Source organism: Actinacidiphila epipremni (assembly GCF_012034175.1).
Taxonomy (GTDB): Bacteria; Actinomycetota; Actinomycetes; order Streptomycetales; family Streptomycetaceae; genus Actinacidiphila; species Actinacidiphila epipremni.
Window position 1 is genome coordinate 21,809 of sequence record NZ_JAATEJ010000038.1, and the last position, 18,226, is coordinate 40,034.

The window sequence follows — 18,226 nt, forward strand, 5'->3', positions numbered from 1 at the left end:
CGGCCCCGCTATATGCGCAGCCTTGCGACTCGCGGCCATATGCAGAGCCTCGCGGCTCGCGCGGCAGGTACGGAGCACGGCGGGGGAGCCTTTCAGCCGAGGTCGGGGTCAGGGTCGGCGTCGGCGTCGGGGGAGCCGTCAGTGTCAGCGCCGGGGCCGCCGTGGGTACGCGCGAAGTCCGCGAGGGCTTCGAAGTCGCCGTCACGCAACCCCACACGCGGATCCACGTGGTGCAGCAGCGCAGGCCCGGCATGGTGAGCGGCCACATACGCGTGGTCGAGCGCGCTCTGCTCGTCGTCCACCCAGGCGAAGGGGCGACCGCCCGCGTACGCGACGATCGCCGTCGTCTTCCAGTGCACGCCGTCCGGCCGCTCCCGCAGCAGCGCCTCGCCGAAGTCGACGAACGGCAGCCGCGGGAGGTCCAGGACCGGGGCGATCCAGCGGTTGGCGTCGTCCATCCACGTCGTCGCCCACACCAGGGCGCAGCCGAGGCCGAGCAGGGCGGGCCCGTGCGCCGGGTTGAGCCACACGCGCAGCATGCGCGCCCGGCCGAGCGGGCCCTCGTCCCGCCCGAACGGCACCCTGATCGTCGTGTAGCCGGCGGGCCGCCGCTCCGGCTGGGCCGCGTACGGATTGAGCGGCCCGTCCACGTCCAGGAAGAGCAGCGGCGCGCCTGCGACCTCTCCGCTGTCCATGCCCCGAGCATCGCACCCGGGTACGACAACCCGGCCCGGGCCGCCCGCGCAGGGCTCAGCGCAGGCCGGCCACCGCCGAGGCGATCTCGGTGTCGCCGGAGACCAGCTCCAGCGTCAGGCCCGCCGTTGCCGGTGTCTCCAGCAGCTCGACCAGCACCGCCGCCACGTCGTCCCGCGGGACCGTTCCGCGGCCGGTGGACCCGGCGGAGATCCGGACCCGGCCCGTACCGGCGTCGTTCGTCAGGGAGCCGGGGCGCAGGATCGTCCAGTCCAGGGTCGTCCGCGCCCGTACGGCGTCGTCGGCGGCGCCCTTGGCGCGCAGATACGCCTGGAAGACCGGGTCGTCGTTCGTCGCCTCGGCGTCCGCGCCCATCGACGACACGACCAGGAAGCGGCGCACGCCCGCGCGTTCGGCGGCGTCGGCGAGCAGGACGGCCGCGTCGCGGTCGACGGTCTGCTTGCGGTCCACGCCGCTGCCGGCCCCGGCGCCCGCCGCGAACACGGCGGCGTCCGCGCCCGCCAGCACGGTCGCCAGGGACTCTGCGGGCGTGGCCTCCAGGTCGAGTACGAAGGGCTGCGCGCCCGTCGCCCGTACGTCGTCGGCCTGGTCGGGGTTGCGGATGAGGCCGACCGCCACGTCGCCCCGGGCGGACAGGAGGCGTGCCAGGCGCTGTGCGACCTGCCCGTGGCCGCCGGCGATTACGATGCGCATGCCGCGACGTTACGTGCTGCCGCCGCCGTACGCCGCGGGGCGCGCCGGACGCAGGCCCATGACGGCACGTCAGCCCCGAGCAGCCGCCAGCCCCTAAGCAGCCCCCGGAGGGCCGCTCACCCCTCCCGGTGCGACTGCCGCGGCAGGTCCAGCGCCGGATCCCCCGCGGTGTCGCAGTATTCGCGCACCGCGCTCGTACGGGACACCACCCGCCCCTGGTGGATGACGACCCGGCTGTACGCCAGCGACAGGATGCCCTCCACCGACTCCCCGCGCACCGCCAGCAGTTCCGCCGGGAAGCCGGCCTCGACCCGCACCGCCGGAAGCCCCAGCACCGCACGCGCCCGGGTGCTGATCAGCTCGTACGACCGCAGCGGATCGCACTCACCGTACGAGGCGAGGAGGAACGCGGCCTCCAGCGGATCGCCCCGCCCCACCGGATTGGCCAGGTCCGACAGCGCCCCGCTCCCCGCGGCGACCGGCACCCCGGCGCGGCGCAGCAGCCGTACCGGGGTGTGCAGCCCCGCGGCGCCCCGGCGCACCGTCTCCAGGCCGCCGCAGCCCCCCGCCGGCAGCGTCACGACACGGACGCCCGCGGCGGCGAGGTGCTCGGCTGCGCGTACTGCCACGTCACGCGGCAATGTGCCGAGCCCGTGGCAAGGGCCGAGGGTGACGCCCGGGCGCAGCCCGCCGGTCATCGCGGCGAGCCGGGCCAGGCGCACCGGGTCGTCGGCGGCGGTGTGCAGGTCCACCGGCACGCCGAACTCCGCGGCGAGCGCGACCACCGCCTCGGCGTGCCCACTGGGGTCGGGGTCGAGGTCCGGGCAGCCGCCCACCGCCGAGGCGCCCATCTTCAGCGCGTCCCGCAATACGCCGAGCCCGTCCGCGCCCGCCGCCCCCGTCAGCAGCCGCGGCACCGCGACCACCTGTACGTCCACCAGCCCGCGCAGCGCCCGCCTGGCCTGGAGCACCGCCTCAAGTGCCCGCAGCCCGTGCACGTCACCGACCCGCACATGGCTGCGTACGGCCGTCGCCCCGTGGCCGAGTTGCAGCAGCGCGGCCTCGGTCGCCCGGCGCTGCACATCTGCCACGGCGTTGTCGGGCGGGCCCGTGCAGCCGGCGGTCAGGGCGAGGTCGAGGTGGGCGTGCGGTTCGGCGGGCGCGGGCAGCAGCAGATAGCCGCGCAGGTCGATACGCGTCCCCGCGCCCTGCCGGGCCGTGCCCGCGGAACCGCCGGGGGTGCCGAGGCTGCCCGCCGTGCCGACGGCCTCGATGCGCGGGCCGCTCAGCCGTACGTCGACGGTCCGCCCGTCGGTGAGGCGGGCGCCGCACAGCAGCAGGGTGGCGGTCTCGGCGGCGGTACCGCGCGGGCTGTCGGTCATCGCGCTCCTCCGGTGCTGGGTGGCTCCCGCCGGGTGACGGGGCAGCGGGGCGGACGATCACGCATGGTCGAGCCTAGGGCCAGGCCGCTCGCACGGCCGGTAAGCAGCCGCAGGACACCCGCCAGGGGTGTATTAGTCGTACAGTCGGACGGCGTTCGGCCGGGTGCTCGCACCGGCGGCGACCTGTCCGCTGAGCCCGATGTGCCCCTCCGGATACGGATTTCACGTATCGCAGCGGACCGTGTAATGTCTTCCTCGCTCGCCCCAATAGCTCAGTCGGTAGAGCGTCTCCATGGTAAGGAGAAGGTCTACGGTTCGATTCCGTATTGGGGCTCTGGTGGATCGGGTCCCCGCCGTGCAGGCGGGGTTCGGTTCATCGAAGCGGCGTAGCTCAGTCGGTAGAGCAAGCGGCTCATAATCGCTGTGTCACCGGTTCAAGTCCGGTCGCCGCTACTTTGCGTAGCCGATTGTGGGATCGGTTCCCCAATCGGCTACTCTTCCTGTGTTGTCATACCCGTTCGTCAAGGAGCACTCACGTGGCCGCCACCGACGTCCGCCCGAAGATCACGCTGGCCTGCGTGGAGTGCAAGGAGCGGAACTACATCACCAAGAAGAACCGGCGTAACGACCCGGACCGTCTTGAGATCAAGAAGCACTGCCCGCGTTGCAACGCGCACACCGCGCACCGCGAGACGCGCTGACCCCGCTCGCCGGCATCCGCCGCGCACCAGGCCGTAACACCGCGAGGCCGTCCCCGTAGCAGAACCGGGGGACGGCCTCGCGGCATGCAACCCGTGTGATCCGCCGACGTATCCGCGGGCAGACTCGTGACCCGCCGCACACCCTGAGGTGCCGATGGCTCTGGACCAGTCGTTCGTCGGGCGGGCCTACCCGCCCACCGCCCCCTACGAGGTCGGCCGGGAGAAGATCCGCGAGTTCGCCGAGGCGATCGGCGACCCGAACCCGGCCTATGTGGACCCCGACGCCGCGAAGGCGCTCGGCCACCCCGACGTGATCGCGCCGCCCACCTTCGCCTTCGCCATCACGTACAAGGCGGCGGGCATCGTGATCGCCGACCCCGAACTCGGCCTGGACTACAGCCGGGTCGTGCACGGGGACCAGAAGTTCGCCTATACGCGCCCGCTGCGGGCCGGCGACCGGTTGACGGTGAGCTCCACGATCGAGTCGGTCAAGACGCTCGCCGGCAACGACATCCTGGACGTCCGCGGCGAGGTCCACGACGAGACCGGCGCCCACGTCGTCACCGCCTGGACCAAGCTCGTCGCCCGCGCGCTCGACGCCGACGCCGGGCAGGGCACCGAGGAAGGCGCCCAGGGCGCCCAGGACGGGGGCGCGTGATGGCGGCGAGCATTTCCTACGACGACGTCGAGGTCGGCACCGAGCTGCCCGCGCAGAGCTTCCCGGTCACCAGGGCGACGCTGGTGCGGTACGCGGGCGCGTCCGGCGACTTCAACCCGATCCACTGGAACGAGAAGTTCGCCCGCGAGGTCGGGCTGCCGGACGTGATCGCGCACGGCATGTTCACCATGGCCTCCGCGGCCCGGGTGGTCACCGACTGGGCCGGCGACCCGGCGGCCGTCGTGGAGTACGGCGTGCGCTTCACCAAGCCGGTCGTGGTGCCCAACGACGACAAGGGCGCGCTGATCGAGGTCTCCGCCAAGGTCGCCGTCAAGCTCGACGACAAGCGGGTCCGCGTCGACCTCGTCGCGACCTCCGCCGGGCAGAAGGTGCTGGGCATGGCCCGCGCGGTCGTCCAGCTCAGCTGAGCCGCCACCGGACCCGCGCCCGGGCGTGACCCGCGACCGGACCCGCGGCCAGGCGTGACCCATGGCCGAGCCCGACCCGTACCCGGGCACCCATGGCCACGCGCCCGCAACCCTGCGCCCATAGCCACGTGTAAGGACCGCCCGCCCATGGCAGGCGGTCCTTACACGTTCCCCGGCCCGTGCCCCGCCCCGTTCCCCGCCGCCGAGAAGAACCCCCCGCCCCCACTTGACTCAGGTAGTGATTGGCCACTAACTTAAGACCCATGGTCAGGATGAGCGCAGAAGAGCGGCGCGAGAGCGTCATCCGCGCGGCGATGAGCGAGTTCGCCCACGGCGGCTACAACGGCACGTCGACCGAGGCGATCGCCCGCCGTGTCGGCGTCTCGCAGCCGTACCTCTTCCGGCTCTTCCCGAACAAGCAGGCCATCTTCCTGGCCGCCTCGCGGCACTGCATCGAGACCACCGCCCGGCTCTTCGAGGAGTGCGCCACCGGCCTCGCCCCCGAGGAGCGGCTGCCGGCGATGGCCAGGGCGTACCAGAAGATGATCCACGACGACCCCGAGCGGCTGCTGATGCAGATGCAGACATACGTCGCGGTCGCCTCCGCGGAGGCCGCCGGGGACCACGCCTTCGGCGAGGCGGTCCGCACCGCGTGGGAGGGCCTGTGGGACACCATCAGCGCGCAGCTCGGCGCGGACGTCGACGAGACCACGCAGTTCCTCGCCTACGGGATGCTCATCAACACCCTGGTGTCGATGGGCTTCCCCGCCGGCCACCGGATCTGGGAGGGCTTCTACGAAGCGGGCCGGCCGCAATGACCGGCCGCCGACCGCACCCATCGCACCCATCGCACCCATCGCACCGGTCGCACCGGCCGGCGGCTCGCACCGCACCCTCCCGGCATTTTTTTTGCCCCTCAAACTTAGTCATCAATTACTAACCGCCACCTCCGGCGGAACCGCCCGAAGCCATCCCGACAGGGGAGCGAAGGAGACACAGGGCATGGAAGCCACCGCCACCAGCACCGACACCGCGGCCCCCGCGCCGCGCGGCCGAGCCACCGCAGGCTGGGCGCTGCTCATCACCAGCGTCGCCGGTTTCATGGCCGCGCTCGACAACCTCGTCGTCACCACCGCCCTGCCGTCCATCCGCAAGGACCTCGGCGGCGCGCTGTCCGACCTCGAATGGACGGTGAACGCCTACACGCTCACCTTCGCCGTCCTGCTGATGTTCGGCGCCTCGCTCGGCGACCGCTTCGGCCGCCGCAAGCTCTTCATCACCGGTCTGACCATCTTCACCGGGGCCTCCGCCGCAGCCGCCATGGCACCCGGCATCAACGAGCTCATCGCCTTCCGGGCCGTCCAGGGCGTCGGCGCGGCCATCATGATGCCGCTCACCCTCACCCTGCTGTCCGCGGCCGTGCCGGCCGAGCGCCGGGGGGCCGCCTTCGGCATCTGGGGCGCGGTCAACGGCCTGGCCGTCGCGTCCGGGCCGCTCATCGGCGGCAGCCTCACCGAGCACATCTCCTGGCAGTGGATCTTCTGGCTGAACGTCCCGCTCGGCCTGCTGCTCCTCCCGCTGGCCCGGATGCGCCTGGCCGAGTCCACGGCGCCCGGCGCCCGCCTCGACGGCCGCGGCACCGTACTGATCAGCCTCGGCCTGTTCGGCATCGTCTTCGGCCTGGTCAACGCCACCTCGCACGGCTGGACCAGCGCCCGCGTCCTCACCGGCCTGATCGCCGGCGGCATCCTGGTGGCCGCGTTCGTCCGGCACGGCATGACCGCCCGGCACCCCATGCTGCCGATGCGGCTCTTCCGTGGCCGCGCCTTCACCGCGATCAACGCCTCCGCCGCGCTGATGTTCACCGGCATGTTCGGCGCGATCTTCCTGCTCAGCCAGTTCCTGCAGACCGTCGTCGGCTACACGCCCACTGAGGCGGGCCTGCGGATGCTGCCCTGGACCGGCATGCCCATGATCGTCGCGCCGATCGCCGGCTTCCTCACCGACCGCATCGGCGGCAAGCCCGTCGTCGCCGCGGGCCTGGCCCTCCAGGCGATCGGCCTCGGCTGGTTCGCGCTGATCATCTCGCCCGACGTCTCCTACGCCGCGCAGCTGCCCGCGCTGATCCTGTCCGGCACCGGCATGGCTCTCTTCATCGCCCCGGCCACCAGCCTGGTGATGTCCAGCGTCGTCCCCGCCGAGCAGGGCATCGCCTCCGGCGCGAACAACGCCCTGCGCGAGGTCGGCGGCGCGCTCGGCATCGCCCTCCTCGGCTCGATCTTCGCCGCGCAGGGCGGTTACGAGTCCGCGGCCTCGTACGTCGACGGCCTGGTCCCCGCGCTGTGGGTCGGCGCGGCGATCCTGACCGCCGGCTTCCTCGCGGCGCTGCTGCTGCCCCACCGCCGCCCCGCCCGCGGCCCGGTCGCCGGCAACCTGGCGGACGCCCCGGGGGACCGGCTCCAGAAGGTCGGCTGAACGCCCGCGGTGCGAAGGGGGCGGCCGGGTGGACCGGCCGCCCCCTTCGGCGTCCGCTCACATGGCCAAAACCGCCTCCCACCACGTACGATCCGCCGCATGCTCGCGGCGCGCTCCCCGGAGCGGCTTGCCGCCCTCGCGGCGGACGTACGGCCGCCGAGGCCGCACGAATACGACTCCCACCCGCCGATCGCCGAACGCGTCGCGCTCCTCCTGCAACTCCCCGCGGACGCGGACGCCGACGCTGGGCCCGACGCCGGCCCCGCGACCGTGGCCGCCTCCGCCTCGGCCTCCGCCGACGCGCCGGCGATCACCCTCCTGCGCGAGGCCGACGCGGTCTTCGCCGCCCTGGAGCCCGGCACCCTCACCGCGCAGGGGGCGCGCCTGCCCCGTACCACCTGGGACGCGATGGTACGAGCGCACGTCGTCGCCGAGGCGGAGGCGTTCTCGCAGCCGCTGCGGCTGGCGGTCGCCCGCGCGACGGGCGCCTCGCGGGACCGGCTCCCCGACCTCGGAGAGGTGCTGGCCGCGTTCGACGCGGGCCTGCTCTGGACGGACATCGCCGGCCGCCTCCCCAAGCCCCCGCAGGCCGCCCGCCTCACCGGCGCGTCCGCCCGCAACTTCATCCGCCCCGCCGTCTTCGACGCCCTCGCCGGCCTCATCCACCTCCACCTCCTCGCCTCCGGCGAGGCCACCCCCACCATCGCCTGGCCCACCCGCCCCGGCCTCACCCTCCCCCCGCACTGGGAGTCCACCATGGACGCCGCCCTCGACGCGGCCACCTCCGACACCCCCGACACCACTCCCCTCCGCACCCTCCTCGCCACGACAACGCCAGCCCCGGCATAGGCGTTTTCCCCCGGCCCCTTCTCCCGCCAGGGGGGCGACGCTCGCCGAGCAAGAACAGACGTAACGGCGTAGACCGCCCCCGAATCCGCCCCCCACAACGCACCCGGCCGGGGCCCGGCAAAGGGGAACGGCCACCGCTGTACCGGAAGTCAACCGGCGATCGGGTACGGCCCGGCAACCGGCACGGTCGTGCGGCAAAGACGGCACAGACAGTCAGCCCCACCGGCAGGGGCGGCCGTAGCCACCGGCGGAAAGGGGGGGACAGTCGGCCGGCCGCGGGGGCTAGAGCTCGACCCCCACCATCACCGGCTCGTTCGTCAAGGTCACGCCGAAGGTGTGCTGGACGCCGGTGCGGATGGTGCGGGCGAGGGTGAGGAGGTCTTGGGTGGTGGCGGGGCCGCGGTTGGTGAGGGCGAGGGTGTGTTTGGTGGAGATGCGGGCCGGGCCCGTGCCGTAGCCCTTGGGGAAGCCGGCCTTGTCGATGAGCCAGGCCGCGCTGGTCTTCGTACGGTCGTCGCCGGCGCCCGAGGGGTACGCGGGCGGGGTGGTGTCGGGGCCGAGGTGGTCGTGGACGCGGTCGAGGAAGGCGGCGTACTCCGCCGGCGTCAGGACGGGGTTGGTGAAGAAGGAGCCGGCCGACCAGGTGTCGTGGTCGGACTCGTCCAGGACCATGCCCTTGCCCGCGCGCAGGGCGAGGACCGTCGCGCCGGCCTTCTCCAGCGGGACCCGCTCACCCACCTCGACGCCCAGCGCCCGCGCGGTCTCCGCGTACTTCAGCGGCGCGGACATGCCCGCGGCGTCCTCCAGCGCGAACCGCACCCGCAGCACGACAAAGCGGGACGGGTCCTCCTTGAAGCGGCTGCCGCGGTACGAGAAGGCGCACTCCTCCCGCGCGAGGGTGACCGTCTCGCCGGACCGCCGGTCGTACGCCACGACCTCCGTGATCGTGCCGGCGACCTCCTGCCCGTACGCCCCGACGTTCTGGATCGGCGTGGCGCCGGCGGAGCCGGGGATACCGGCGAGGCATTCCACCCCCGCGAGCCCGGCCCGTACGGTCGCGGCGACGGCCTCGCTCCAGTTCTCGCCGGCGGCCAGCTCAAGGGCGGTGCCCCGCAGCGAGACCCCCTGCGTGGCGATACGGATCGCCGTACCCGGGAAGCCGTCGTCCGAGATGACCAGGTTGGACCCGCCGCCCAGCAGCAGCACGGGCTCACCGCGGCGGTCCGCGTCCCGTACCGCGGCGACGAGCTCCGCGTCGGTGCGGGCCGTCAGCAGACGGTCGGCGGGGCCGCCGAGGCGGAGGGTCGTGTACGGGGCGAGCGCGTTCGGGTGCACGACTTCAGCTTATGGCGCCGCCGGCGTACCGCCCGCGTACCGGCACCCGCCGACGGCGCCAGGAGGGGAGGATCCGGGGGGTGCCCCCGCAGGACTGCGCACACAGGGCGGCACCGGATACGTAAGACGTCATGTGCGCAGTCCGAGGAGGTACCCCCCGGAGCGTCCCCGACCCCACCCCCCGAACAGAAGGCGCACCCCCGAAAAGCCGCACCGCACACCAACCAGGCTCACTCCGCCAGCCACGCCTCGATCCCGCCGAGCAGCCGCTCCCGCACCTCCCCGGGCGCCCGCGACGCCCGCACCGACTGCCGCGCCAGCTCCGCCAGCTCCTCGTCCGTGAAGCCGTGCACATCCCGCGCGATCTCGTACTGCGCCGCCAGCCGCGACCCGAAGAGCAGCGGATCGTCCGCCCCGAGCGCCATCGGCACGCCGGCCTCGTAGAGATGCCGCAGGGGTACGTCCTCGGGCTTGTCGTACACCCCGAGGGCGACATTCGACGCCGGGCACACCTCGCACGTCACCCCGCTGTCCGCGAGCCGGCGGATCAGCCGCGGGTCCTCCGCCGCGCGCACCCCGTGCCCGACCCGCTCCGCGTGCAGGTCGTCCAGGCAGTCCCGCACGCTCGCCGGCCCCGCCAGCTCGCCCCCGTGCGGCGCGGCCAGCAGCCCGCCGTCCCGCGCGATCGCGAACGCCCGGTCGAAGTCCCGCGCGAGCCCGCGCCGTTCGTCGTTGGACAGGCCGAACCCGATCACCCCCTGGTCGGCGTACCGCACGGCGAGCCGGGCCAGCGTACGGGCGTCCAGCGGGTGCTTCATGCGGTTCGCCGCGACGATCACCGCCATCCCGACGCCCGTGTCCTGCGCGGCGCCGCGCACCGCGTCGAGGATCAGCTCCAACGTGGGGATGAGCCCGCCGAGCCGGGGAGCGTACGACGTCGGGTCGACCTGGATCTCCAGCCAGCCGGAGCCGTCCGCCGCGTCCTCCTGCGCGGCCTCGCGCACGAGCCGGTAGATGTCCTCGGGCGTGCGCAGGCAGCTGCGGGCGGCGTCGTAGAGCCGCTGGAAGCGGAACCAGCCGCGCTCGTCGGTGGCCCGCAGCTTCGGCGGCTCGCCGGAGGTCAGCGCCTCGGGCAGGTGGACGCCGTGCCGGTCGGCCAGCTCAAGGAGCGTGGTGGGCCGCATGGAGCCGGTGAAATGCAGGTGCAGGTGGGCCTTGGGGAGCTTGCGGATGTCCCGGCCGCCGGACTCCGTACGTACATCGCGTGCCATCCCAAGATCCTGCTATAAGCGAGCCCCCGCTCGGAACCGGATTCTCCGAACGGGGGCTTGCCCGAATGCGTGACCGCCGTCACGGCCGGCGTAAGCCTGACGCATGAAGCAGCACCACGCCGCGGCGTAAGCCCGCAGCCGGACCTCAGTCCGTCGCCTCGCCCAGAAGCTTCTGCAGCCGCGACACGCCCTCGACGAGATCCTCGTCCCCCAGCGCATAGCTCAGCCGCAGGTAACCCGGCGTCCCGAACGCCTCACCCGGCACCACCGCGACCTCGGCCTCGTCCAGGATGAGCGCCGCGAGCTCCACCGAGCTCGCCGGCCGCTTGCCCCGGATCTCCTTGCCGAGCAGGCCCTTCACCGACGGGTACGCGTAGAACGCCCCCTCGGGCGTCGGGCACACCACCCCGTCGATCTCATTGAGCATCCGTACGATGATCTGCCGCCGCCGGTCGAACGCGGCCCGCATCTCCGCGACCGCCTCCAGATCCCCGCTCACCGCGGTGAGCGCCGCGGCCTGCGCCACGTTGTTGACGTTCGACGTCGCGTGCGACTGCAGGTTCGTCGCCGCCTTGACGATGTCCTTCGGGCCGACGATCCACCCGACACGCCAGCCGGTCATGGCGTACGTCTTCGCCACGCCGTTGACGACGACGCAGCGGTCGCGCAGCTCGGGCACGAGCGCCGGCAGCGAGGTGAACGCCGCGTCGCCGTAGACCAGGTGCTCGTAGATCTCGTCGGTGAGCACCCACAGCCCGTGCTCGACGGCCCAGCGGCCGATCGCCTCGGTCTCGGCCCGGCTGTAGACCGCGCCGGTCGGGTTGGACGGCGAGACGAAGAGCAGCACCTTCGTCCGCTCGGTGCGGGCCGCCTCCAGCTGCTCGACGGTGACCCGGTAGCCGGTCGTCTCGTCCGCCACGACCTCGACCGGGACGCCGCCGGCGAGCTGGATCGACTCCGGGTAGGTGGTCCAGTACGGAGCGGGCACGATGACCTCGTCGCCCGGGTCGAGCAGCGCGGCGAAGGCCTCGTAGATGGCCTGCTTGCCGCCGTTGGTGACCAGCACCTGCGAGGCGTCCACCTCGTAGCCGGAGTCGCGGAGCGTCTTGGCGGCGATGGCCGCCTTGAGCTCCGGCAGCCCGCCGGCCGGGGTGTAGCGGTGGAACTTCGGGTTGCGGCAGGCCTCGACGGCGGCGTCCACGATGTAGCCGGGCGTCGGGAAGTCGGGCTCTCCGGCGCCGAAGCCGATCACCGGGCGCCCGGCGGCCTTGAGAGCCTTGGCCTTGGCGTCGACGGCGAGGGTCGCGGACTCCGAGATCGCGGCGATACGGGCCGACACCCGCCGGTCGCCGGCGGCGGGAGGTACAGCGGGAGGTACAGGGGGAGTGGCAGCGGTCATACGTGCATGGTCCCAGACGCACACCCCGCCGGGCACCGGGGTTTGACGGCATCGGCCGCCCGGACAACGCGTTCGGAGGCTTTCCGCAGCAAGGCGTTCGACGAGATGCCTCCGAGCACGTACACTCAACCGTCGATGGCTCTCCCGGCGGTTGCCGCCTGCGGTACGTTGGGAGCGTCCGTCGAAGGGTCGTAGCTCAATTGGTAGAGCACTGGTCTCCAAAACCAGCGGTTGGGGGTTCAAGTCCCTCCGGCCCTGCTCCACACGTCCTCCCCGGACGTGGGCAGGCAGATGCAGGCATAGGCACTCGCCGTACCGCGCGACGGGCGCGGCACGGCCACGACCCGGAGTCAGGTGAGGACGAGTGACTGAGATCACGGACTCCATCGAGGTCCCTGAGCCTGACGCGTCTCAGGACGACAAGGACACCGAGAAGAAGCCCCGCCGCGGTGGCAAGCGCGGCAAGAAGGGCCCGCTGGGCCGTCTCGGGCTCTTCTACCGGCAGATCATCGCGGAGCTCCGCAAGGTCGTCTGGCCCACGCGCAACGACCTCACCACGTACACCACTGTGGTGATTGTCTTCGTTGTGGTCGTCATCGCCTTCGTGAGCGTGGTTGACTGGGGTTTCAGCAAGCTCGTTTCCGCCGTTTTCGGCTGAGCCTTCCGCTCCGGCCGAGCCGGTCTCGGGCCGGGTTCCGCGTCCCGCCTGTCCGCGCGGAGGGCGCAGGGCGCTGGTCGCCCCGCCCGCAGTGCCACCTTTGAAGTCAGGAAGAAGCAGTCACCGTGTCTGACCCGAACGTGTACGACGACGCCGACGAAACCGTCGAGGGCGAAGAAGCGCTCGATGTCGTCGAGGCCGCCGACGGCGATGAGGACCAGGCGGCTGCGGCCGGCCTGGCCGCGGGTGAAACCGCCGGGGCCGACGTCCACGTCGAGGAGGAGTCCGAGGCTGCGGGCGAGGACGAGGCGGAGGACGCCTCGGAGTCCGCGGAGAGCGCCGAGGGCGAGTCCGCGGAGGGCGCCGAGGCTGCCGAGGGCGAGTCCGGTGAGCCCGCCGAGGACGAGTCCGCCGAGGGCGAGGAGCCGGCCGCTCCCGTCGACCCGGTGGCCGCGTTCCGCGAGGAGCTGCGCACCCTGCCCGGCGAGTGGTACGTGATCCACACCTACGCCGGCTACGAGAACCGGGTGAAGTCCAACCTGGAGCAGCGTGCCGTCTCGCTGAACGTCGAGGAGTACATCTACCAGGCCGAGGTCCCGCAGGAGGAAGTCGTTCAGATCAAGAACGGCGACCGCAAGACCATCCGGCAGAACAAGCTCCCCGGCTACGTCCTGGTCCGCATGGACCTGACGAACGAGTCCTGGGGCGTCGTCCGCAACACCCCCGGCGTCACCGGCTTCGTCGGCAACGCGTACGACCCGTACCCGCTGACCCTCGACGAGATCGTCAAGATGCTCGCCCCCGAGGTCGAGGCCGCCGCCGAAGCCGCCGCGATCGCCGAGGGCACCGCCGTCCCCCGCAAGGTCGAGGTCCAGGTCCTGGACTTCGAGGTCGGCGACTCGGTCACCGTCACCGACGGCCCCTTCGCCACCCTCCAGGCGACGATCAACGAGATCAACCCCGACTCGAAGAAGGTCAAGGGCCTCGTGGAGATCTTCGGCCGCGAGACCCCGGTCGAGCTCAGCTTCGACCAGATCCAGAAGAACTAGCTCCGCCCGCACGCATACGCCTGAGCCCCTGCCTACTCCGCGGAGAGGGCAGGGGCTCAGGCGTGTGCGTGCGGGGTGGGGCCGGTCAGTCGTTGGCGTTCAGGACCGGGAGGTAGCCCGCGGAGTGGCCGGTGGCCGTGGGGTGGTAGGACTCCCAGCTCGGCGAGATGACGAGGGAGTGCAGGTAGTCGTCACCGGAGCAGAGCTCGTGGCCCTTGAAGGTGGGGCGGACGTCGCCGAAGACGAAGCCATGGGCGGCTGCGACCGAGGCGGTGGTGGAGTCGAGGACGTCGGCCGCCTCGTCGATCTTCTGGTGCTTGGTGTCGCTGAGGCCGATGCAGAACCAGGCCGACAGGTCGTACATGTCCGGGTAGCCGAGGACGACGACCCGCGCGTTGGGCGCCTTCGCGCGGATGGCGTTGTAGACCGTGTTGAGCCGCCCGGGCAGGGTGTTGCGGACGAAGGTCTCCGCCTGGTTGACCCGGTTGACGCACGTGCTGTCGGAGCCGGTCACGCAGGTCGTCATGACGTCGGAGAAGCCCGCGTCGTTGCCGCCGATGGTGAGCGTGACCAGGCCGGTGGAGGAGTTCAGCCCGCCGAGCTGGCTTGCCGTCACATCGCTGGTCACTGCGCCCGAGCAGGCCGCGAAGGTGAACGAGGACGGGCTGTGGGCACTGGCCCACAACGCCGGGTACGCGCTGTTGCTGCGGTGACAGTCACCGCTGGAGCTGATGTAGTTCCCGGCGCCGTTCCCTGCCGAGTACGAGTCCCCGAGCGCGACATACGCCGGCCCGGCGGCCTGCGCCGTCGTACCGGTGAGCACCAGCGCCGCCGTCAGGGCGGACGCCAGCGCGACAAGCGCGGTCAAAGGCCTGGTCAGTCTCACGGAACCTCCAGGGGGGAGAGATGCTGCCAGACTTTGGTACCAGCCAGTAGGTATCCCCGGGAAGTGTCCATGCCAAGAATTCTCCCCGCGTAGACCGGAATTTCAGCAACACCCCCTGCGACACATGAGCCCCAGGGTGACTTCTGGGGCCCGCAGTTGACCGCCCGTCACCTGACGGGATGTCGCCTGACGCCTCCTCGCGCGGGCGCCGGCCGCCGCGGTGTCACCGGATGGTGGTGACCATAAGTCGCGGTGCGTGAGCACAGTGCTACCGCACCAGGTCGTGGAAACGGAAGCCGGGAAGCCGTCGATTTCGGTGGGCGTCGCTGTACCCGCTATCGTGGTGCGGTATGCCTGCTCGCAGGCATGGAAAAAACTCTCAACAGGACCCGGAGAGAGCAATGCCTCCCAAGAAGAAGAAGGTCACGGGGCTGATCAAGCTCCAGATCAACGCCGGTGCGGCCAACCCGGCGCCGCCGGTCGGCCCGGCGCTGGGCCAGCACGGCGTGAACATCATGGAGTTCTGCAAGGCCTACAACGCGGCCACCGAGTCGCAGCGCGGCATGGTGATCCCGGTGGAGATCACGGTCTACGAGGACCGCTCCTTCACCTTCGTCACCAAGACGCCGCCGGCGGCCAAGCTGATCCTCAAGGCCGCGGGTGTCGACAAGGGCTCCGGCACCCCGCACACCAAGAAGGTCGCCAAGCTCACCCGCGACCAGGTGCGCGAGATCGCCACGACCAAGCTGCCCGACCTCAACGCGAACGACCTGGACGCCGCGGAGAAGATCATCGCGGGGACGGCTCGTTCTATGGGTATTACCGTCGAGGGCTGATTCCAGCCCTCGCAGAAGCACCACAGTGGGAGGGCCTGCTCGGCCCGGACCACGACTCCATTCGAAGAACGTAGGAGCACACACGTGAGCAAGCGCAGCAAGTCTCTCCGCGCTGCGGACGCCAAGATCGACCGGGAGCGGCTGTACGCGCCCCTGGAGGCCGTCCGGCTGGCCAAGGAGACCGCGAGCACGAAGTTCGACTCGACCGTCGAGGTCGCCTTCCGCCTGGGTGTGGACCCGCGCAAGGCCGACCAGATGGTCCGCGGCACCGTGAACCTCCCGCACGGCACCGGCAAGACCGCCCGGGTCCTGGTCTTCGCGACCGGTGACCGTGCTGCAGCCGCGGAGGCCGCGGGGGCCGACATCGTCGGCTCCGACGAACTGATCGACGAGGTGGCGAAGGGCCGGCTGGACTTCGACGCCGTCGTCGCCACCCCGGACCTCATGGGCAAGGTCGGCCGGCTCGGCCGGGTCCTCGGCCCGCGCGGTCTGATGCCGAACCCGAAGACCGGCACCGTGACGCCCGACGTGGCCAAGGCCGTGACGGACATCAAGGGCGGCAAGATCGAGTTCCGCGTCGACAAGCACTCCAACCTCCACTTCATCATCGGCAAGGTGTCCTTCGACGACACCCAGCTCGTGGAGAACTACGCGGCGGCCCTGGACGAGATCCTGCGGCTGAAGCCGTCCGCCGCGAAGGGGCGCTACCTGAAGAAGGGTGCCGTGTCCACGACCATGGGCCCCGGCATCCAGATCGACCCCAACCGCACCCGCAACCTCCTCGTCGAGGAGGACCCGGCCTCGGTCTGACCCCGCAGGGTCCCCCCGGGGCCCCGCACGGTCGCACCGGTCGCATCCGGCGAACGCCCCGTACCCCCGGCTCACCCCGGGCGGTGCGGGGCGTTCGGCGTGCGCCCCGCCCCGGGGGTTGTCCGAGCGGTGCGTTAGTGTTCCGCTGGTTCCCGGGGGCATGGCGCCCCCGTGAGGGGGGTGCGGGATGTACGGGTTCACAGCACGGCGCACGGCGGGCGCGCTGCTCGCCGGCGGGGCGCTCGTCGCGGTCGCGGCGTGCGGGCCGCTCGGGTCGTCGGCATCGGGGGAGAAGAACGGCACGGACGGTACGGGCGCGAAGGCCGCCGCGTCGCCCTCGGCCACCGGCGGGGACTCCGCGCTCAGCGGCGCGGCGCACGCCGTGCAGGCGCTGGACCTGGTCAAGAAGGCCGCCTCCGGCGTGCACTCGGCCAAGGTCGAGTCGACCGTCTCCATCGGGACGACGATGTCGATCGACTACAAGGGCGCCATCGACTGGGGCACCGGCATGCGCGGCGAGATGACCGCCACGTACACCGGCGGCGCGGTGGCCGAGCAGCTCAAGGACGCGGGGCTGCCGCCCAGCATGGTGGGGCGCTACCTGCCGGACGCCTACTACGTGAACATGGGCGACGCGATGGCCGCCCAGCTCGGCGGCAAGCACTGGATCAAGTACACCTACGACGACTTCGCCAAGCTCACCGGCGGCGCCGGCTCCTTCCTGAAGGACGCCGTCAAGAACAACGACCCGGTCAAGAGCGTGGACGCCGCCCTGGCCGCGCCGAACACCGCCAACCTGGGCGCCGACACCGTCCGCGGCGTGCCGGCCACGCACTACCGCGCCACGCTCACCGCCCAGGAGCTGACGGGCAAGGCGGCCGGCAACCTGACCGCCGCGGACCGGCAGGCGCTCAAGGAGACGCTGGACAAGTCCGGGATCACCACCGAGACGATCGACCTGTGGGTGTCCAAGGACAACCTGCCGGTGGAGACCTCGGTGACGGCGACCGCCACCTCCGGCGCCACCCCGGGCGTGATCAAGACGCAGACGTTCTACTCGGACTTCGGTGTCGCCGTCTCGGTGAAGGCGCCGAGCGCCTTCGACACCACCGACTTCGCCGACCTCCTCAAGCAGGGCCAGCAGTCGAGCTGACACCCGGCTGACACCAGGGCCGGAGACACCCGGCCGGAGAGGCCCGTACGCGGCCCCGAGGGCGATTTGCCCCGCGGGGCCGCGGCAGCGTACGCTTCGACGCGAAGCCAAAGACCGCTGGTTGCCGTCCTGCCCGCCTCAACCCCGGGTGGTACGGCCGAAGGATCCGCTCGATGCGGACGGCCCGCGCAGGTGATCGTGGATGGACTCCGAGGCCCGCACGGGGAGACCCGTGGTGGATCACGTCGAGTCACGCCCCGTGCGCCTGCGCCGGGGCGTTCGTTTTGCCCGGGGTCCGGAGCACATTGTTCCGTCCTTCGTTCCGCGCGGTCCGCAATCACCCCGGAAGGAGGCCGAGACTCATGGCGAGGCCTGACAAGGCTGCCTCGGTTGCCGAGTTGACGGATCAGTTCCGTTCCTCGAACGCCGCTGTGCTGACCGAGTACCGCGGTCTCACCGTCGCGCAGCTCAAGACGCTGCGCCGTTCGCTCGGTGAGAACGCCACGTACGCCGTGGTGAAGAACACGCTGACCAAGATCGCGGCCAACGAGGCCGGGATCAACCAGCTCGACGACCTGTTCGCGGGTCCGTCGGCTGTCGCCTTCGTCACCGGTGACCCGGTGGAGGCGGCGAAGGGTCTGCGCGACTTCGCCAAGGACAACCCCGCTCTCGTCATCAAGGGCGGTGTCCTTGACGGCAAGGCGCTGTCCGCCGACGAGATCAAGAAGCTTGCGGACCTCGAGTCCCGCGAGGTTCTGCTCGCCAAGCTGGCGGGTGCCATGAAGGCCAAGCAGTCCCAGGCTGCCGCGCTCTTCCAGGCGCTCCCGTCGAAGTTCGTCCGCACCGCGGAGGCGCTTCGGGTCAAGCTGGCCGAAGGCGAGCAGGGCGGTGCCGAGTAACTCGGCTCGCACGATGACCGTGGCGTGAGC

Annotated in this window: 19 protein-coding genes and 3 tRNA genes; 15 read left to right on the forward strand and 7 right to left on the reverse strand. The window is 71.8% G+C overall.

Going from position 1 to position 18,226, the window contains the following annotated elements:
* Positions 1-92: 92 nt before the first annotated feature.
* From HCN08_RS32080 to HCN08_RS32090, 3 genes are all read right to left on the reverse strand, one after another.
* Positions 93-695 (reverse strand): HAD domain-containing protein, encoded by a 603-nt coding sequence (locus HCN08_RS32080; protein ID WP_240970639.1) that lies wholly within the window; start codon positions 693-695, stop codon positions 93-95.
* Between the two features lie 55 nt (positions 696-750).
* The gene (locus HCN08_RS32085) at positions 751-1,407 is read right to left on the reverse strand and encodes an NAD(P)H-binding protein (RefSeq protein WP_167986844.1); all 657 of its coding nucleotides are present in this window, start codon (positions 1,405-1,407) and stop codon (positions 751-753) included.
* A gap of 116 nt (positions 1,408-1,523) precedes the next feature.
* Positions 1,524-2,789 (reverse strand): amidohydrolase family protein, encoded by a 1,266-nt coding sequence (locus tag HCN08_RS32090; protein ID WP_167986845.1) that lies wholly within the window; start codon positions 2,787-2,789, stop codon positions 1,524-1,526.
* A gap of 261 nt (positions 2,790-3,050) precedes the next feature.
* Here HCN08_RS32090 and HCN08_RS32095 point away from each other — a divergent pair.
* The 8 genes from HCN08_RS32095 to HCN08_RS32130 all read left to right on the forward strand — a co-directional run bounded on the left by HCN08_RS32095 (position 3,051) and on the right by HCN08_RS32130 (position 7,900).
* Positions 3,051-3,123, forward strand: a tRNA-Thr gene (locus HCN08_RS32095).
* A gap of 46 nt (positions 3,124-3,169) precedes the next feature.
* A tRNA-Met gene (locus tag HCN08_RS32100) sits at positions 3,170-3,242 on the forward strand.
* An 83-nt stretch (positions 3,243-3,325) separates the two neighbouring features.
* Positions 3,326-3,490, forward strand: a complete 165-nt coding sequence (rpmG, locus tag HCN08_RS32105) for a 50S ribosomal protein L33 (protein WP_009715907.1) — start codon at positions 3,326-3,328, stop codon at positions 3,488-3,490.
* A 154-nt stretch (positions 3,491-3,644) separates the two neighbouring features.
* Positions 3,645-4,148, forward strand: coding sequence for a MaoC family dehydratase N-terminal domain-containing protein (locus tag HCN08_RS32110; RefSeq protein WP_167986846.1), 504 nt, complete (start codon positions 3,645-3,647; stop codon positions 4,146-4,148).
* Positions 4,148-4,576, forward strand: coding sequence for a MaoC family dehydratase (locus HCN08_RS32115; protein ID WP_167986847.1), 429 nt, complete (start codon positions 4,148-4,150; stop codon positions 4,574-4,576). Before HCN08_RS32110 ends, HCN08_RS32115 begins: the two co-directional genes overlap by 1 nt.
* Before the next feature lie 263 nt (positions 4,577-4,839).
* Positions 4,840-5,394 carry a TetR/AcrR family transcriptional regulator gene (locus tag HCN08_RS32120; protein WP_206319497.1) on the forward strand — a complete coding sequence of 185 codons (555 nt, stop codon included), beginning with the start codon at positions 4,840-4,842 and terminating at the stop codon, positions 5,392-5,394.
* A 184-nt stretch (positions 5,395-5,578) separates the two neighbouring features.
* Positions 5,579-7,051 (forward strand): DHA2 family efflux MFS transporter permease subunit, encoded by a 1,473-nt coding sequence (locus tag HCN08_RS32125; RefSeq protein ID WP_167986848.1) that lies wholly within the window; start codon positions 5,579-5,581, stop codon positions 7,049-7,051.
* Between the two features lie 99 nt (positions 7,052-7,150).
* Entirely contained in the window at positions 7,151-7,900 is a 750-nt protein-coding gene (locus tag HCN08_RS32130) for a hypothetical protein (RefSeq protein WP_167986849.1), read from the forward strand.
* Between the two features lie 282 nt (positions 7,901-8,182).
* Here the strand turns inward: HCN08_RS32130 and HCN08_RS32135 are convergent, their stop codons facing one another.
* The 3 genes from HCN08_RS32135 to HCN08_RS32145 all read right to left on the reverse strand — a co-directional run bounded on the left by HCN08_RS32135 (position 8,183) and on the right by HCN08_RS32145 (position 11,905).
* Positions 8,183-9,235, reverse strand: a complete 1,053-nt coding sequence (locus HCN08_RS32135; protein ID WP_167986850.1) for a UDP-N-acetylmuramate dehydrogenase — start codon at positions 9,233-9,235, stop codon at positions 8,183-8,185.
* Between the two features lie 230 nt (positions 9,236-9,465).
* The gene (locus HCN08_RS32140; protein ID WP_167986851.1) at positions 9,466-10,506 is read right to left on the reverse strand and encodes an adenosine deaminase; all 1,041 of its coding nucleotides are present in this window, start codon (positions 10,504-10,506) and stop codon (positions 9,466-9,468) included.
* Positions 10,507-10,651: 145 nt separating this feature from the next.
* A complete protein-coding gene (locus HCN08_RS32145) occupies positions 10,652-11,905 on the reverse strand; it encodes a pyridoxal phosphate-dependent aminotransferase (protein WP_167986852.1) in 1,254 nt (417 codons plus the stop codon).
* Between the two features lie 185 nt (positions 11,906-12,090).
* Here HCN08_RS32145 and HCN08_RS32150 point away from each other — a divergent pair.
* From HCN08_RS32150 to nusG, 3 genes are all read left to right on the forward strand, one after another.
* Positions 12,091-12,163 (forward strand) — tRNA-Trp (locus tag HCN08_RS32150).
* A gap of 115 nt (positions 12,164-12,278) precedes the next feature.
* Complete coding sequence (gene secE, locus HCN08_RS32155; RefSeq protein WP_167986874.1) at positions 12,279-12,563, forward strand: preprotein translocase subunit SecE; 285 nt, start codon at positions 12,279-12,281, stop codon at positions 12,561-12,563.
* Between the two features lie 125 nt (positions 12,564-12,688).
* Positions 12,689-13,612 carry a transcription termination/antitermination protein NusG gene (gene nusG, locus HCN08_RS32160; RefSeq protein WP_167986853.1) on the forward strand — a complete coding sequence of 308 codons (924 nt, stop codon included), beginning with the start codon at positions 12,689-12,691 and terminating at the stop codon, positions 13,610-13,612.
* An 85-nt stretch (positions 13,613-13,697) separates the two neighbouring features.
* Here nusG and HCN08_RS32165 read toward each other — a convergent pair whose 3' ends face one another.
* Entirely contained in the window at positions 13,698-14,498 is an 801-nt protein-coding gene (locus HCN08_RS32165) for an SGNH/GDSL hydrolase family protein (RefSeq protein ID WP_167986854.1), read from the reverse strand.
* A 401-nt stretch (positions 14,499-14,899) separates the two neighbouring features.
* Between HCN08_RS32165 and rplK the strand changes: the two genes are divergently transcribed.
* The 4 genes from rplK (at position 14,900) to rplJ (ending at position 18,196) form a co-directional block, all read left to right on the forward strand.
* The gene (gene rplK / locus HCN08_RS32170; protein WP_167986855.1) at positions 14,900-15,334 is read left to right on the forward strand and encodes a 50S ribosomal protein L11; all 435 of its coding nucleotides are present in this window, start codon (positions 14,900-14,902) and stop codon (positions 15,332-15,334) included.
* Positions 15,335-15,418: 84 nt separating this feature from the next.
* Positions 15,419-16,144, forward strand: coding sequence for a 50S ribosomal protein L1 (rplA, locus tag HCN08_RS32175; RefSeq protein WP_167986856.1), 726 nt, complete (start codon positions 15,419-15,421; stop codon positions 16,142-16,144).
* Between the two features lie 187 nt (positions 16,145-16,331).
* Positions 16,332-17,297 (forward strand): hypothetical protein, encoded by a 966-nt coding sequence (locus tag HCN08_RS32180; protein ID WP_167986857.1) that lies wholly within the window; start codon positions 16,332-16,334, stop codon positions 17,295-17,297.
* 362 nt (positions 17,298-17,659) lie between these two features.
* Positions 17,660-18,196, forward strand: coding sequence for a 50S ribosomal protein L10 (gene rplJ, locus HCN08_RS32185; RefSeq protein ID WP_167986858.1), 537 nt, complete (start codon positions 17,660-17,662; stop codon positions 18,194-18,196).
* The last annotated feature ends 30 nt before the right edge of the window (positions 18,197-18,226 follow it).